Origin of the sequence: Sphingomonas phyllosphaerae (genome assembly GCA_036946405.1) — a bacterium.
Classification (GTDB): domain Bacteria; phylum Pseudomonadota; class Alphaproteobacteria; order Sphingomonadales; family Sphingomonadaceae; genus Sphingomonas; species Sphingomonas phyllosphaerae_D.
In genome coordinates, this window is sequence record JAQIJC010000001.1 from 72,680 (window position 1) to 88,478 (window position 15,799).

General features: G+C 67.2%; 17 protein-coding genes. 5 read left to right on the plus strand and 12 right to left on the minus strand.

Translation table 11 applies throughout. The annotated features are described in order from the left end of the window. Nucleotides 1-150: 150 nt before the first annotated feature. The 9 genes from PGN12_00350 to PGN12_00390 form a co-directional block, all read right to left on the minus strand. Nucleotides 151-1,959, minus strand: coding sequence for a DUF885 domain-containing protein (locus PGN12_00350; protein ID MEH3102339.1), 1,809 nt, complete (start codon nucleotides 1,957-1,959; stop codon nucleotides 151-153). 162 nt (nucleotides 1,960-2,121) lie between these two features. After that, complete coding sequence (locus PGN12_00355; protein MEH3102340.1) at nucleotides 2,122-2,739, minus strand: hypothetical protein; 618 nt, start codon at nucleotides 2,737-2,739, stop codon at nucleotides 2,122-2,124. Continuing rightward, nucleotides 2,732-3,226 carry an ATPase gene (locus tag PGN12_00360; GenBank protein ID MEH3102341.1) on the minus strand — a complete coding sequence of 165 codons (495 nt, stop codon included), beginning with the start codon at nucleotides 3,224-3,226 and terminating at the stop codon, nucleotides 2,732-2,734. Before PGN12_00360 ends, PGN12_00355 begins: the two co-directional genes overlap by 8 nt. Nucleotides 3,227-3,286: 60 nt before the next feature. Further along, nucleotides 3,287-3,514: a F0F1 ATP synthase subunit C gene (locus PGN12_00365; protein ID MEH3102342.1), complete on the minus strand. Its 228-nt coding sequence runs from the start codon at nucleotides 3,512-3,514 to the stop codon at nucleotides 3,287-3,289. A gap of 41 nt (nucleotides 3,515-3,555) precedes the next feature. After that, complete coding sequence (locus tag PGN12_00370) at nucleotides 3,556-4,344, minus strand: F0F1 ATP synthase subunit A (protein MEH3102343.1); 789 nt, start codon at nucleotides 4,342-4,344, stop codon at nucleotides 3,556-3,558. A 26-nt stretch (nucleotides 4,345-4,370) separates the two neighbouring features. Further along, on the minus strand, nucleotides 4,371-4,703 hold the full coding sequence (locus tag PGN12_00375) for an AtpZ/AtpI family protein (protein ID MEH3102344.1): 333 nt from the start codon (nucleotides 4,701-4,703) through the stop codon (nucleotides 4,371-4,373). A gap of 285 nt (nucleotides 4,704-4,988) precedes the next feature. Next, the gene (locus PGN12_00380; GenBank protein ID MEH3102345.1) at nucleotides 4,989-5,360 is read right to left on the minus strand and encodes a YdbL family protein; all 372 of its coding nucleotides are present in this window, start codon (nucleotides 5,358-5,360) and stop codon (nucleotides 4,989-4,991) included. A 9-nt stretch (nucleotides 5,361-5,369) separates the two neighbouring features. Continuing rightward, on the minus strand, nucleotides 5,370-5,534 hold the full coding sequence (locus PGN12_00385) for a YnbE family lipoprotein (GenBank protein ID MEH3102346.1): 165 nt from the start codon (nucleotides 5,532-5,534) through the stop codon (nucleotides 5,370-5,372). A gap of 47 nt (nucleotides 5,535-5,581) precedes the next feature. Continuing rightward, nucleotides 5,582-8,653, minus strand: a complete 3,072-nt coding sequence (locus PGN12_00390) for a YdbH domain-containing protein (protein ID MEH3102347.1) — start codon at nucleotides 8,651-8,653, stop codon at nucleotides 5,582-5,584. Between the two features lie 110 nt (nucleotides 8,654-8,763). Here PGN12_00390 and radC point away from each other — a divergent pair, with 110 nt between their 5' ends. Then, complete coding sequence (radC, locus tag PGN12_00395) at nucleotides 8,764-9,453, plus strand: DNA repair protein RadC (GenBank protein ID MEH3102348.1); 690 nt, start codon at nucleotides 8,764-8,766, stop codon at nucleotides 9,451-9,453. Nucleotides 9,454-9,456: 3 nt separating this feature from the next. Here the strand turns inward: radC and PGN12_00400 are convergent, their stop codons facing one another. From PGN12_00400 to pdxH, 3 genes are read right to left on the minus strand one after another with little or no spacing between them, the layout of a single operon-like run. Then, nucleotides 9,457-10,251, minus strand: coding sequence for a PhzF family phenazine biosynthesis protein (locus PGN12_00400; GenBank protein MEH3102349.1), 795 nt, complete (start codon nucleotides 10,249-10,251; stop codon nucleotides 9,457-9,459). A 14-nt stretch (nucleotides 10,252-10,265) separates the two neighbouring features. Next, complete coding sequence (locus PGN12_00405) at nucleotides 10,266-11,213, minus strand: cation diffusion facilitator family transporter (protein MEH3102350.1); 948 nt, start codon at nucleotides 11,211-11,213, stop codon at nucleotides 10,266-10,268. Further along, nucleotides 11,210-11,791 carry a pyridoxamine 5'-phosphate oxidase gene (pdxH, locus tag PGN12_00410; GenBank protein ID MEH3102351.1) on the minus strand — a complete coding sequence of 194 codons (582 nt, stop codon included), beginning with the start codon at nucleotides 11,789-11,791 and terminating at the stop codon, nucleotides 11,210-11,212. Before pdxH ends, PGN12_00405 begins: the two co-directional genes overlap by 4 nt. Before the next feature lie 84 nt (nucleotides 11,792-11,875). On the opposite strand from pdxH, the gene PGN12_00415 reads away from it, so the two are divergent. From PGN12_00415 to ligD, 4 genes are all read left to right on the plus strand, one after another. Continuing rightward, the gene (locus PGN12_00415; protein ID MEH3102352.1) at nucleotides 11,876-12,127 is read left to right on the plus strand and encodes a type II toxin-antitoxin system ParD family antitoxin; all 252 of its coding nucleotides are present in this window, start codon (nucleotides 11,876-11,878) and stop codon (nucleotides 12,125-12,127) included. Further along, entirely contained in the window at nucleotides 12,115-12,402 is a 288-nt protein-coding gene (locus PGN12_00420; GenBank protein MEH3102353.1) for a type II toxin-antitoxin system RelE/ParE family toxin, read from the plus strand. The genes PGN12_00415 and PGN12_00420 overlap by 13 nt, the downstream gene beginning before the upstream one ends. Before the next feature lie 62 nt (nucleotides 12,403-12,464). After that, complete coding sequence (locus tag PGN12_00425) at nucleotides 12,465-13,313, plus strand: Ku protein (protein MEH3102354.1); 849 nt, start codon at nucleotides 12,465-12,467, stop codon at nucleotides 13,311-13,313. A 24-nt stretch (nucleotides 13,314-13,337) separates the two neighbouring features. After that, a complete protein-coding gene (ligD, locus tag PGN12_00430; GenBank protein ID MEH3102355.1) occupies nucleotides 13,338-15,761 on the plus strand; it encodes a DNA ligase D in 2,424 nt (807 codons plus the stop codon). Nucleotides 15,762-15,799: the final 38 nt, after the last annotated feature.

Genomic DNA, 15,799 nt, shown 5'->3' on the forward strand with positions numbered 1-15,799 from the left:
GGCAACGGGGAGAGCGTCGCCCCTGCGCAGGCAGGGGCTTATGGCTGTGTCGTATGTCGAAGGGTCTGACACAGGGAGCGTGCTGCCTGTGTCAGACCGATCTCGTCATTCGACAGACATGGGCCCCTGCCTGCGCAGGGGCGACGGAGCTTACTTGCCGCCCGCCTTCACCCAGTCGGCGATCTTCTTCTCAAGCACCGGCATCGGCAGCGCGCCGGTGTCCAGCACCTGCGCGTGGAATTTGCGCGGATCGAAGCGCGCGCCGAGTCGCTTCTGCGCGTCAGCCTTGACGCGCGAGATCGTCAGCTGCCCGATCTTGTACGCCAGCGCCTGCCCGGGGATCGCGATGTAGCGCTCGACCTCGGCGGTCGCGTCGGTGCGCGACATCGGCGAGTTGGCGAGCATATACTCGATCGCCTGATCGCGCGTCCAACCCTTGGCGTGGATCCCGGTGTCGACCACCAGCCGCATCGCGCGCAGCATCTCGTCGTTCAGCCCGCCCATCCGCTGGTACGGATCGGTCTCCATTCCCAGTTGCGGCCACAACGTCTCGGAATAGAGCGCCCAGCCTTCGACATAGGCGGTGTTGCCGCCGAAGCGCATGAACGCGGGCAATGCGTCGTTTTCCTGCGCGAGGCTGATCTGGAAGTGATGCCCCGGCACCGCTTCGTGCAGGTACAGCGTCTCCATCTCCCACATGTAGCGCGTCGGGAGGTCGTAGGTGTTGTAATAGAAGACACCGGGGCGCGATCCGTCCGGGGTGCCCGGCTGGTAGGAGCCGCCCGCGTCGGTCTTCTCCTTGAACGCCGGGACCGGACGGATCTCCAGCCGCGTCTTCGGGACGAGCGAGAATTGCTCGCGCACGCGCGCGTCGACACGGCGGCCGATCGCTTCATAGCCCTCGCGCAGCTGCGTCGCCGACGACGGCTGGAAACGCTTGTCGGTGCGCAGGAAGGCGAAGAATTCGGGCAGCGAGCCCTTGAAGCCGACCTTGGCCTTTTGCGTCTCCATCTCGCGGGTGATCCGCGCGACTTCGGACAGGCCGAGCTTGTGGACCGCATCGGCCTTGAGCGGCAGCGTCGTGTTCGATTCGATCAGATAATCGTAGAGCTTCGCGCCGCCCGGCATCGCCGACAGCCCGACGCTGTCGCGCGCGACCGGCAGATAGTCGTTCTGGAGAAAATCGCGCAGCCGCTGCTGGACGGGGTTGAGCACCTCGCTGATCTGGCGCGTGTAGGCGGCACGCAGCCGCGTCTGGTCGGCGGCGGGGATCGCGGCGGGGAAAGTCTTGACCGGGCCGTAGAAGGGCGACGCCTCGACCCCACCGGCGAGCAGATTGTCGAGTTGCCCGATCATGTTGCGGACGACCAGCTTGGGCTGGACAATCCCGCTCTTCATGCCCTCGCGAAAGCGGGCGATCGCGGCGTCGAGCTGCGCGGCATATTGGGCGTTGCGCTTCAGGTTGTTGTCATAGTCCGCAACCGACTTGAACGGCGCTGCGCCCTGTCCCGACGCCAGTTCCGGGTAGAAGGTGTGCAACCCGTAGAAATGATCGAGCGGGCGGACGATCTGTACCGCGAGCAGGTCGGGTGCATAGCCGCGCAGGTTGAGTTCGGCCTGCTGCTTGAAGACGTCATAGGCGATCTGGTCGACGGGGGTCAGCTTGGCGCGGTCGATCGTCGCCAGCGTCGCAAGGTCCTGCCGCGTCGCCGCTTCCTCGGCTGCGAGATGCGCGTCGGAAAAGAAGTCACCGAGCTGGTCGGCGTAGCGCATGTCGCCGCGGAACAGCGCCTGCACCGGGTTGCGGCGCAGGCTGCCCTCGTCGCTGTCGTGGAAGAGCTGGCGGAGCCGAGCGTCGGCGCTGGCGGGGGCGGTGGCCGGGGCAGCGGGGGCCTGCGCGATCGTGGGCGCGGCGGCGGAGGCGAGCAGCACGGCGGCGGCGGTGATCGAGAAACGCATCGTCGGGGTTCCTTCGGGTCGGACGGCACTCGCAATGACGGAGGAAGTTTTCTTGTCAACGCCATTGGATCATTGCCAGTGCGGCAACGAAGACGAACCGCCAACACGAAAACGGGCGCCGATGGCGCCCGCTCCGTCTCAGCCAATCCAGAGGCAATCAGCTCAGTTGAGGCGACCGACCTCGGAGATCGCGCGCTCGACCAGCGCGCGGTCGGCGCCGGCATCGTGACGCTCGGCGATCAGCGCGGCGGCCGCAGCGGTCGCCGCTTCGGCGGTACGCGCGCGGACCTCGGCGATCGCGGCACGCTCGGCAGCGGCGATCTTGTCCTCGGCCATGCGCGTGCGACGCTCCATCAGCGCCTCGGTATCGTGCTTGGCCTTGGCGACGATCTCGGCCGCTTCGTGATGCGCATTGTCGCGCATCTTGGCGGCATCGGCCTCGGCACCGCGCGCGCGCGCGGCATATTCGTCGCGCAGCGCCTCGGCTTCCTTGCGGAGCGCGGCGGCCTCGTCGAGCTGGTGCCGAATCCCGCCGATGCGCTTGTCAAGCATCGCGCCAATCGCCGCCGGCACCTTCCAAACGACCATGCCGATCAGCACGACCAGCGCAGCGACACCGACCCAGCCAGTGTCGTTGAGACCAAGCGCGGTCGGTGCGGCGTGCGACTCGCCGTCACCGGCGCTGGTGCCGGCATGGATGCCGCTGCCGTTCGCCATGTCCTGATGCTCGAGCGGTTGCGCCTCGAGATCCTGCGCCAGCGTGGAGGAGGGATTAGCCATGATTCAGCTGCCTGCGGACCGCCTCGTTGGCGGCGTCCGTGGGGACCGCGACGCCCGACAGGCGCTGCACCAGCTCCTGCGCGGCTTCGGTCGCGATCGTCTGTACGTTGACCATCGCCGCCGCCTTGGCATTGCCGATGGCGACGTCGTGATGCGCGATACGCTCGGCCAGATCGGCGTCGGCGCTGCGCAATTGCGCTTCGGCGGCAGCTTGGGCCTTCGCCTTGGCGGCGGCAACCTCGGCCTGCGCCGCCGCACGCGCGGCATCCATGTCGGCGTTCCACGCCGCTTCGGTCCGATCGGCCTCGACCCGTGCCGCCTCGGCGGTGGCAAGGTCCTGCGCGATCTGCGATTCACGCAAGTCCATCACACCTTGAACCCGCGGCACCATCACCTTGCCGATCCCGAAATACAGGATGCCGAAGGTGATGAGCAGCCAGAAGAGCTGCGAGGCATAGGTGGCGGCGATCTGACTGATTTGGGGCATGGTGTCCGCTTTCCCAGGTCAGCCCCGCCCGGTGCGGACGGGGCCATATCGTCGGCGTGATTACGCGACGAACACCAGGATGATCATCGTCACGAAGGCGAGCAGGCCCAGAAGCTCGGCACCGGCGAAGCCGATGAACAGGCGGCCCTGCTGACCGTCGGCAGCGCCCGGGTTGCGCAGCGCGCCCTCGAGGAAGGCGGCGAAGACGTTGCCCACGCCCAGCGCGGCAATGCCCATGCCGATTGCAGCGAGACCGGCGCCGAGCAGCTTTGCGGCGTTTGCGTCCATGATAATAACTCCCGTTGAAACTTCGTGGTGGAAGGAAAAACTCAGTGAAGGTTGACCGCGTCGTTCAGATAGACGCTGGTCAGCAACGCGAAAACATAGGCCTGAATCGCCGCGACGAGCAGCTCCAGCAGCGTGATGCCGATCATCAGCACGAAGCTGGGCAGCGACACGATCGCCATATAGCCCGGCCCGAGATTGATGCCGTTGATCACGAAGGCCGCCAGCACCTTGAGCAGGATGTGCCCCGCGGTCATCGCGACGAACAGTCGCAGCCCCAGCGAGAACGGACGGACGAGGAAGCTCAGCAGCTCGACGACGAAGATCAGCGGGATCATCGGCAGCGGCGTGCCGTGCGGCACGAACAGGCTGAAGAAGTGGAAGCCGTGCTTGCCGAAGCCGACGATCAGCACGATCGAGAAGCTGATGATCGCCAGCACGCCGGTGACGGTCAGGTGACTGGTGATCGTGAACGGGTGCCAGCCCGGCACGATGCCGACCGGCATCAGGCCCAGCACGTTGGCGAACAGGATGAACATGAACAGCGAGAAGACGTAGGGGACGAAGCGCTTGCCCTCCGGCCCGACGTTCGAGACCAGCATGTTCTGGACGAAGCCGGTGAACCCCTCCACCGCAGCCTGCCAGCGGCCGGGCACCAGCTCGCGCTTCATCCCGCCGAGCATGAACAGCCACAACGCGACCAGCGTGATGACCATCCACAGCGCCGAATTGGTGAACGACAGATCATAGCCGCCCACGATCCAGGGCCGACCGAGCACGGGCTCGATCAGGAACTGGTGCATCGGATCGATCTTGCCGCCTTCTGCCGCCACTGCGAGGTTCCCGTTTACCACATACGTCAAGCGCCCGGATCACCCGGACGCTTGCTCGTCAACCGAATGATTTGCCTGAACGCCACCGCGATCCCGAGGAACAGCATGACGATCAGTCCCCAGGGCGCGGTGCCGAACCAGCGGTCGATACACCAGCCGATCAGCGCCGATCCGACGAGACTTCCGATCAGGGCGGCGAGCACGCGATTGCCGAGCGAATACCCTGCATCCGCATCGTCACGTACCGTTCCCTGCCGAATCGCTTCGTCCCGGCGCGCCTGTTCCAGTCGACGATCGAGCTGGGTCAGGCGCGGGTCGTCCGCGTCGTGGAAATCCCGTCCGGAACCGTTCTCCGCCACGCAGCCACCCTCACCCTGGTTTTTTCTCGCCGGGGACACGGATGCGCGCAAGCGGCGAGCAGCCCCGCCAAGGCCCGGCCCGGTTAGACGGGGGGTTAAGGGGTGTCAACCGTTGCGAAGCACCGGGGGTTGGTCGAGGCCACCATCCCCGTCGCTCCTGCGCAGGCAGGAGCCTATGACTGTGCCGTGCCGTGAGACATTTGACCCAAGGAGCGCGGCGTATGTGTCAGTCCTGAGCGCAGGACGACACAGACATGGGCCCCTGCCTACGCAGGGGCGACGGCATTACACGCAGCGCGGGTCGCGTTGCGGGGCGCTGGCGCCGCGCGTCTCCCACTCGCCACCCGGCGTGCGATACTTCTCGCCCGGCTTGGTCTGCGCGATCAGGTTGCAGCCGCTGGTGAAGGCGAGCTGCTCGACGGTCGCGCCCGACGCCTGCGCCTTTTGCGTGTACGCCGCCTTGCGCTGGATGTTGATGTTGCTGACCAGCGCGCGCAGCGACGCCGATCCGCTGCCGACCACGCCGAGATAACCGTCGGGCTGTTCGCCGACCTCGCCGGCCGCGCGCGCGGCGGCATAGGCGGGATCGCGCTGCGCCCAGGCGGCGACCGGCACCGCGACCGCGGCCAATGCGGCGATCAGGACAAGGCTCTTCATACGCATGGCTTAGAAAATCCCCGGATTTTGCTGGATCAACGACTTGGCGTCATTGTCGAGACGGTACACCACTTCCTGCGTCACATTGATGTTGAGGTTGATCTGGATCGGCTTGTCGGGCGCGGAAATGTTCACGCATCCCCCAAGGCCGCCGGTCAGCGTCAGCATCGCCATCAAGGCATAGGTCGTGGGGCGCATCGCGTTCGTCAATCCTGTTGCGGTCATGGCACCTTCTCGCTTGCGGGCGGCTGAACGCCCGTCTTCCGGTTCTGCTCGTCGATCAAGGCCTGCAGGTTGCGCTTCACCAGCCGCTGCGGGTCGTAGAAGCTCGCTGCCGAATCGATCAGTCCGCGGAACGGCGCGCGAATCGTGATGTTGAAGCGGATCGGCAGACGGGTCAGGCGGCGGAGCAGGAAATTGCTCTTCGCGCCCGCGCCCTGCTTGATCCCCGTGAAGCTGACGCCGGTCACCATCTCGCCCGCCAGCGGCCCGTTCATCTGCACGTCGAGGCTGCGATAGGTCAGCGAGCGCAGCGACTGGAAGGCGAGATTGCCCCAGAAGCCGAGATCCTTCTCGGTCAGCTCGCCCAGATAGGCGATCGACCCGCCGCCCTCGCGCGCGGTCAGGCGTCCGTCCGCGATCCGCCCGCCCTGCTCGTCGAAGATCATCGGCAGCACGCCGTCGAAGGTGCCGGTAGCGTTGAGGTTCGAGAAGTCGAACTGTTGCAGGAACTTGCCGGCATCCATCCCGCCGACGCGGAAGGTCATCCGCCGCTCGGCGTCCGATCCGAAATCAAGCGTGGTCAGATCGAGCGTCAGCGTGCCGCCCGCGAACGGCCAGTGCGCGGTTTCGACCTGCACCTTCAGGTCCGGGAGCAGCCGATACACGATCCGGCCATCGGTGACCGCGATGCCGGGATTGATCGAGGTGACCGTCGCGACCTGATCGGGGGCGCTGACCAGCCCGAGCAGATCGGTGAAGCGGAGCGTCCCGGCCAGCCCGGTCACGGGGCCGAAGGCGGCGGCGAGGTTCATTGCGTCGGTCGAAAAGGTGCCCGTGCTGTCCACCCCTTGTGGCGTCCAGCGGATCTCGCCCTGCCCGCGCACCGTCCCCGCGACGTCGGCGATCACACCGAAGGTAAGGCGCGTGAGCAGCTCGGGCTGGAAGCCCTTGGCGAAGGTGATGCCCGGTACCGTCAGCGTTGCTTCGCCGCTGCCGCTCGACAGCCGGTGATCGATCGCCAGCTGTGCGACCGGCGTGCCGGTGGTCGGTTCGACCAGCCGGCCGGTCGCGTGAATCGTTCCGCCGTCGAGCACGAAGGCGATATCGCGCGCCGTCATCGGCTGGAAACGCGGCGCCGCAGCGGTGTCCGCGACGCGCAGCGCGCCGTCCAGCACCAGCCGGCGGCCATCGAACCGCCAGTGGCCGTCGCCCGCGCTCATCAGCAGCGGCACCGTCCCGATCTGCCCGCCGCCACCGGCGAACGTGCCCTGCGCGCCGCCGCCGTTGACCTGCCCGGCGAGCCGCGTCGCCGCGATGCGCGTGGTGCCGATCGTGGTCGCGACATCGCTCAGCACGAAGTCGCGATCGGCGAGCGCCAGCGTCGCGCCACCGGTGTCGAGCCGGAACGCCGATCCGCCCAGCGTTCCGGCGAGCCGCGTCGCGCCCAGCCGCGCCCCGCCGCGGACGCCGCCGTCGGCGACCTCGACCAGCGCTGTGCCCGTTGGGCAAAGTCGCAGCGCGCCGTTCGCGAGCATCAGGCTGGAGACCGTCAGCCGCTCGAACCCGACCGGGGTGCAATCGCGATTGACGGTCAGCCGTCCGCGCCGATCCCACAGCGCGGCGACTGGAACGCGCAACCGCTCGACACGCCCGCCGGCCAGAGGCCCGCTGAGCGTCGCCTCGGTCGTGACGCGCGTCGCCCCCCGCCCGCCCGTCTGGAATTGCACCGGCGTCAGCGTCAACGCCGCACCGTCGCGGGCATAGGGCGCGAGTTGCGCCGTCCCGCTGATCGCCGCACCGGGCGCGTCCTGCGCAAGACGAACCGTCGCAGTCGGAAGCCCACCGCCGCCGAGCGTCAGTCGGCCGGCCGCTTGTATCCCCGCCGGGTGCCCGATCGTCACCGCACCATCGTCGAGTGTGGCATGTGCACCGCTGGTCGCGGTCATCGTCGCCCGCTCGATGGTCAGCAAGGTGCGGTCACCGGTCGCCAGTGCCAGTTCGGCCGCGACCTGCATGTCGCGGCTCGCGCGTGCCGCATCGCGCGCCGCGCCTGCCAGCAGCGGTGCGACCGGCAGCCCCGCCGCGCCATCGCCAAGCGTGACGATCCGGCGCTGCGCTGCGGCGGCGAGCGCGACGTGTTGCGCGACGAGCCGCCCTGCGAGCGTCGCACGACCGTTCGCCAGCCGCCATTGCCCTTGCCAGTCGGTGGCGCCGCTGGTCACCGCCGCGGTTCGCACCCCGTCCACCATCGCAGTCGCGAGGCCGGTCGTGCGGTCGGCATCGCCGCGGAAGCGCGTCGCCAGATTGACGTTACGGAGCGTCGCCGCCGCGGTCTGCACGCGCGCTGCCGTCACTTGCGTCCGCCCGAACCAGCGATCGAAGTGCGGCGACAGGCCGAGATCGAGATCGCCGGCGATCGCCTGTGCCGTCATGCCGTCGCACGCGACCGCCGCTGCGCGCGCCGGCCCGGCGATACGCGGCGCGGTCGCGGTCACGCGCAGCGCCATATCGGCCTGTAGCGCACCGACCTGGCATCCCGCGACCGTCAGCTGCGGCGCGTGCGCCGCCAGCCGCCCGCGGAACCCGTCGTTGAGCCGCCCGCGCCCGCTCAGCCGCAGCGCCGCAGCGCCGTAAGGCGTGTCGAGCGCGATCCGGGCGTCGGCGACATCGACGTCCAGGGCGGGCAACGTCACGGGTCCGCCCGAGGATTTCGGCAGTAGTCGATCGATCACGCCCAGCGACAGCGTGCCGTCGCGCAGCCGCGCCGCCACGCGCACCTGCCCTGCGCGCACCGCCACCAGCTTCGGTCCGGACAATGTCAGGTCGGTCTGCGTCTCAACCCAGTCGGCGACCAGATCGGGGCGAGCCGGATCGCCGATCACGACATCGGTCAGACGTTGCCGCCCCAGCCCCAGATCGGCGATGTGATAGCGCGCGGGCACGCCCTTGGCCGCCAGTTCCTTGTCGATCACCCGCGTCGCGATCGGCACGCGCGACAGCCACAGCCCACCGCCGGCGGCGAGCGCCAGTACCGAAACCGCCACCGCCATGCGCCGGCCCGCGTCGCTCACGCGCGCCCTGTCGGTTGCTGGCCTGCCTCGCTCATTATTTCGCCGTCATAGGGCAGCGCGCGCGGGCGGCGCAATTGCGCGACGCGGCGAACCGACCTAACCGGGCGCGCATGGCCGACGACCAGACGCGCGCGCTGGATGCGAAAGGGCACCGCGCCCGGCTGCGTGCGCGGTTGCTCGCCGATCCCGACGGATTGCTCGACCACGAGTTGCTGGAATATTTGCTCGCCCTGGCGATTCCGCGACAGGATACGAAACCGCTGGCCAAGGAATTGCTGCGCGAGTTCGGGGGCTTGCCGGGCGTGTTCGCCGCCGAGGCCGCCGCCCTCGCGCGCGTTTCCGGCATGGGCGATACGAGCGCCGCAGCGGTTCGCATCGCGCACGCCACCGCGATCCGGCTGGTGCGTGCGCGTGCGCGGGAGGCGCCGGTCCTGTCGAACTGGCAGGCGCTGTCCGATTATCTTCATGCCGATATGGCGCACGACATGGTCGAACGGTTCCGCGTGCTGCATCTAAATACGCGCAACATGCTCGTCCGCGACGAGGTGATGGCGCGCGGCACGATCGACGAGGCGGCGGTGCACGTTCGCGAGGTCATCAAGCGCGCGCTCGATTTCGGATCGGCGGCGCTGATCCTCGTCCACAACCACCCGTCGGGCGATCCGTCACCGAGCCGCGCGGATATCGATATCACCCGCGCGATCGTCGCGGCAGGGAAGCCACTCAACATCGCGGTCCACGATCATCTGATCGTCGGGCGCAACGGACAGGTCAGTCTACGCGCCAAGGGGTTGATCTGACGATCAGGGCAGCAGGAACGTGCCTTCGATGATCGTGATGCAGCTGCCGCTGAGCACCACCCGCTCACCGTCGAGGCGGCAACCGAGCCGTCCGCCCCGTGCGCTGGCCTGATAGGCCGAAAAACGATCGCGCCCGAGCCGCTCCGCCCAATAGGGCACCACGACCGCATGGGCACCGCCGGTGACGGGATCTTCGGGGATTCCGAACGCCGGGGTGAAGGCGCGGCTGACGATATCGCTGGTGGCCCCGCGGGCGGTGACGATCACCAGCAGACGGCCCTGCGCGGCGAGCGCGGCCTGATCGGGCGCGCAGGCACGAACGGCCGCCTCGTCCGCGAGCACGACGACCGCATAGCCGCCGTCATGCCACAAGGTTTCGACCGCCTCGACGTGCAGCGCCGCGACGATCGCGGGCAGATCCCGTGGTGTCGGGCGAAGCGCCGGCAGCGACAGCGCATATCCCGCGCCATCGCGGGTTACCTCCAAGATGCCCGATTGGCGCGTACGGAACCGCACCGACGGTCGATCGGTGTCGGACGTCAGCACGACATGCCCGGCGGCAAGCGTTGCATGGCCACACAGCGCGATTTCGGCAGCGGGCGTGAACCAGCGCAATTCGTACGCCGCCGTGCCGCCGTCGTCCGGCACCAGAAAGGCCGTCTCCGACAGGTTGTTCTCCTGCGCGATCCGCAACAACGTCGCATCGTCGAGCCATGTCGACAATGGCATCACCGCCGCCGGATTGCCGCCGAACGCCTGTTCGGCGAAGGCATCGACCTGCGTGAACGGTATGCGCATCGTCAGCGGGCTTTCTACAGGCGCTTCGAGAACCAGTGCGGGGTGACGTCCGCCTCGACCAACGGATTGTCGGTATCGACATGCCCCTCCGGATCGAGGTGGATCAGCGTTTCGACGCGGGGGAAGGTGTCGCGCAGCGCGCGTTCGACGCGCTCGACGATGTCATGCGCGGAGCGGACCGACAGGTCGGCGTCGACCTCCATGTGGAATTGCGCGAAATCGTGACTGCCCGCGCGGCGCGTACGGAAATCGTGGATGCCGCGGATGCCGGGCTGGCGCGCAGCGACCTCCATGAAGGCGGCACGCTGCGCCTCCGGCCATTCCTTGTCCATGAGCATGTCGATCGCCTGGCTCGACGCCTGAAAGGCGCCCCAGACCAGCCACGCCGCGATCGCGATGCCGAACACCGGGTCGGCGCCCGCGATGCCGACATATTGGTCGAGCACCAGGGCCGCGATCACCGCGACGTTGAGCAGCATGTCCGATTGATAATGGACATTGTCGGCCATGATCGCGATCGAGCCGGTCTGGCGGATGATGCTGCGCTGATAAGCGAGCAGCGCGAAGGTCGCGACAATGGCCGCGATCGACACGCCGATCCCCAGTCCCGCATCCTCGTTGGCGACCGGATCGGAGAAGCGCCGGATCGCCTGCACGGCGATTCCGATCGCCGAGGCGGTGATAAGCACCACCTGAAACAGCGCCGCCAGCGCCTCGGCCTTGCCATGACCGAAACGATGGTCATGGTCGGCAGGCTCGGCGGCGAGCTTCACGCCGTAGAGGGTGACAAGGCTGGCGAGCAGATCGAGCCCGGTGTCCGCAAGGCTGCCCAGCATCGCGACCGATCCGGTATGCCAGGCGGCATAAGCCTTCACGATCAACAGCGTACAGGCCATCGCCACGCTCGCCAGCGCGGCGCGCATCGCGAGCGGGATGATGCGGCGGCGTTCGTCGCGGGTCATGGGAACAGCAGCCCCTCGCTCCACCCGCCGGACCCGGTCGGGGTGAACACCCGCCGCTCGTGCAGGCGATGCGCGCGGTCGTGCCAGAATTCGAACAGGTCGGGCGTGACGCGGTAGCCACCCCAATGCGGCGGCCGCGGCACGTCCCTCCCCTCGAAGCGCGCCTTCATCTCCGCGAACCGCGCCTCGAAGGTCGCGCGATCGTCGAGCGGTTGCGATTGGTCGGAAGCCCAGGCGCCGAGCTGCGAGTCGCGGCCGCGCGTCGCGAAATAGGCGTCGCTTTCTTCGTCGCTGGCGTGCGTCACCGGTCCCTCGATCCGGATCTGCCGCCGCAGCGATTTCCAGTGGAAGAGCAACGCCGCCTGCGCATTGTCCGCGAGGTCGCCGGCCTTGCGGCTGCCGCGGTTGGTATAGAAAACGAATCCTTCCGGCCCGTACCCCTTGAGCAGCACCATCCGCACCGACGGGCGCCCGCGCGCGTCGGCGGTCGCGAGCGCCATCGCATTGGGGTCGTTCGGCTCGCTATCACGGGCCTCCGCGAACCAGCGGTCGAACAAGGAAAAGGGATCGTCGGCCATGGCGGCGCTCATACTGCGGTCAGCCGAAAAGGTCATCATTGTCGTTGTCGCCGGTATTGTTTATTATCACCGCGGAGGTGACCTATGGCGAGCAGCGTCAAACTCGGCGATCGGCTGGAGAGCTACGTCGATGAATTGGTGGAGAAGGGCCGCTATGGTTCGCGCAGCGAGGTGCTCCGCGAGGGCGTGCGGCTCGTCCACGAACGCGAAGCATGGCTGGAGATGGTGCAGGCGCAGGTGGATGAAGGTCTCGCCGACGTCGGCGCCGGGCGGGTCACAAGCCTTGATCAGGTGTTCGACGATCTATCCGAACGATATCGGCAATGGCCTCGGTAAGCCTGTCACGGCGGGCGCAGACCAATTTGCGTGATCTCGCCGACTGGATCGCGCGCGACAATCCTGATGCTGCGCTTTCCTTCATCACCGAGCTGCGCGTCGCTTGTACCGAGTTAAGTATTTTTCCCCGTCGCTTTCCGGAAGCGTCCCAGCTCGGCACCGGCATAAGAAGGCGCACTTATCGCAACTACCATATCCTCTATCGCCTTCAGGGCGACGATGTCGTGATCGTTGCTATCGTACATGCCGCGCGCGATCCCAACATGTCTTTCTGACCCAATCGGAACCCCCGCCGCGCCAAACGATTGAATCGCCCTCGCAACGAGAGGCTGATCCGATGGCGGCGCGCGCATATTGGCAGGGGCAGATCCGGTTGGCGCTGGTGTCGATCCCGGTCGAGATCTACTCCGCCACCAAGTCCGGTGCGCAGGTGGCGTTTCACCAGATCCACGAACCGAGCGGGCAGCGGATCAAATATGAGAAGGTCGCGCCCGGCGTCGGCCCGGTCGACACCGACGAGATCATGAAGGGCTTCGAGATCGAGAAGGGCGAATATGTCCTGCTCGAACAGGAAGAAATCGACGCGGTCAAGCTCGAGTCGAAGAAGACGCTGGAACTGACCCAGTTCGTCGATGCGCATGAGATCGACGTGCTTTATTATGAGAAGCCCTATTTCGTCGTTCCCGCCGACGATCTCGCCGAGGAGGCGTTCATTGTGCTGCGCGAGGCGCTGCGCCGGACCAAGAAGGTCGGGCTTGGGCAACTCGCGATGCGCGGGCGCGAATATGTCGTCAGCCTGAAGCCGTGCGGGCGCGGGATGATCCTCGAGACGCTGCGCTACGCCGACGAGGTGCACCGCGCGCAGGGTTATTTCCGTGACATTCCCGACGATAAGCCCGATGCCGAGTTGCTCGATCTCGCCGAGGCGCTGATCGAGAAGAAGGCGGCGGCGTTCGACCCGGCAGAGTTCCACGACCGCTATGTCGATGCGCTGAAAGACTTAATCGAGCGCAAGCGCAAGGCGAAAGGCCGCAAGATCATCGAGGACAAGGGCGACGACGGAGCACGCTCGGGCTCGAACGTCGTCGACCTGATGGCGGCGCTCAAGAAATCGATGGAGGGAAAGGACAAACCTCCGGCAAAGAAGGCACCGGCGCGCAAGTCGGCGGCGAAAAAGCGTGCTTGAGAGCGACGTTAGCCGGAGAGTCAGATGACGACCGATCCGCTCGCCTCCTATAATGCGAAACGCGATTTCGCGAAGACCGCGGAGCCGGCCGGGATGCTCGCGCCCGGCAAGGGCCCTTCGGCAAGCTCAGGACAGGCGCGCTTTATCGTTCAAAAGCATGACGCTACCCGGCTGCATTGGGATTTCCGGCTGGAGGCCGATGGCGTCCTGAAGAGCTGGGCGGTGACGCGCGGGCCGAGTCTCGACCCGAACGAAAAGCGTCTGGCGGTGCGCACCGAGGATCATCCGCTTTCTTATCAGACGTTTGAGGGGACTATTCCATCGGGGGAATATGGGGGCGGGACGGTGATGTTGTGGGATCGCGGGACCTGGTCGCCGGTCAAGGGCAAGAGCGCCGCCGACATCGACAAGGGGCACCTGCATTTCATCCTCGATGGCGAGCGGATGAAGGGCGAATGGCTGCTGATCCGGCTGCGCCCCCGAGGAAAAGAACGCCGCGAAAACTGGCTGTTACGCAAGATCGAGGACGCCGAAGCGGGCGGCACCGACACGTTGGTAGAGACCGCGCTGACCAGCGTTTCGACCGGGCGGACGATGCAGGAAATCGCTGAGGGCAAGAATCAGAAGCCCGCTAAAAAGCGCAAGGCGGGGAAGCCGCCCGCCTATGAACCGCCGCAGCTTTGTACGCTCGTGGATCACGTTCCGACCGGCGCGGAGTGGATACATGAGGTAAAATACGACGGCTATCGCGCGTTGGTCGCGATCGGGGGCGGCAAGGCGAAGGTTTTCACGCGCAGCGGACTCGATTGGAGCGACAAATTCCCCGGCATCGCCGAAGCCGCCGCCGCGCTGCCCGCGACGACCGCGCTGATCGATGGCGAGATCGTCGCGTTCAAGGACGGCCGGCCCGATTTCTCGACGCTGAAGGATGCGATCGGCACGGGCGGGGCGATGACGCTGTTCGCGTTCGACCTGCTCGAAGTCGATGGCGAGGATCTGCGCGACCGGCCCAATGTCGCACGCAAGGAGCGGCTGCGCACGCTGGTCGGCGACGGCGAGGAGCGGCTGCGCTTTGCCGAGCATATCGTCGGGTCCGGTGAGCAATTGTTCGAGACGATGTGCCGCGAGGGCTATGAGGGCGTCGTATCCAAGCGCGCCGACGCGCCGTATCGCGGACGGCGGACGTCGGCGTGGCTGAAGATCAAGTGCATTCGGCGGCAGGAGTTCGTCATCGTCGGCTGGCTGCCCTCCACCAAGGCGCGCGGGCTGCGGTCACTGCTGCTCGGGGTGCATGACGGCGACACTTTGCGCTATGCCGGCAAGGTCGGCACCGGGTTCGATGCGGCGATGATCGACGAGCTGCGGACGCGGCTCGACAGACTGGCGCGCAAGACCGCGACCGTCGAGGCGCCGCGCGCTGCGGTCAAAGGCGCGCAATGGGTGAAGCCCAAGCTGGTCGCCGAAGTCGCCTTTGCCGAGACGACGCCAGACGGGGTGTTGCGCCATTCGAGTTTCATCGGACTGCGCGGCGACAAGCCCGCGCAGGAGGTGGTTGCCGAGCGGCCCGCGCCGACGCCGGAGGTCAAGTCGCGGATCAAGATGACCAACCGCAACCGCGTGATCTTTCCCGAGAGCGACGTCACCAAGGGGCAACTCGCCGATTACTATGCCGCGGTCGCCGGGATCATGCTGCCATGGGCCGGGCATCGGCCCGTCAGCCTCGTGCGCTGCCCGCAGGGCCGCGCGCGGCAATGCTTTTTCCAGAAGCATGACGCCGGGTCGTTCGGCGATGCCGTGCAGCAGGTGCCGATTCGCGAGAAGGATGGCAGCACCGAAAATTATCTCTACGTCGACGACGCCGACGGGCTGGTCGCGTGCGTGCAGATGGGGACGATCGAGTTCCACGGCTGGGGATCGCGCGTCGATGCACTGGAACGCCCCGACCGGATGGTGTTCGACCTCGACCCCGACGAAGGGCTCGGCTTCGCGGAAACCAAGCGCGCCGCCGCGCACCTGAAGGAACAGCTCGCCGAGCTGGGGCTGGTCAGCTTCCCGCTGCTGTCGGGGGGCAAGGGCGTGCATGTCGTCGTGCCGCTGACGCCGAAGGCCGAATGGCCGGCGGTGCGCGACTTCGCCGAGCGGTTCGCGCGGGCGCTGGCCCATGCCGACCCCGAGCGGTTCGTGGCGGTGATGAGCAAGGCCAAGCGCAAGGGACGGATCTTCATCGACTATCTGCGCAACCAGCGCGGCGCGACCGCGATCATGCCCTATGCGGCGCGGGCGCGCGCCGGCGCACCGGTTGCGGCGCCGGTGTCGTGGACCGAGTTGCGCGACCTCGACAGCGCCGCGCAGTGGCATGTCGGCGATGCCGAAGCGCTGATCGCGCGCGCCAACGGGCGGTCGCTGACGGGCTGGGGCGTCGCCGATCAGGTGCTGCCGGACCTTTGAGCGCAGCGGGTCGATTCCGATTGCTTAACCGGATCGCT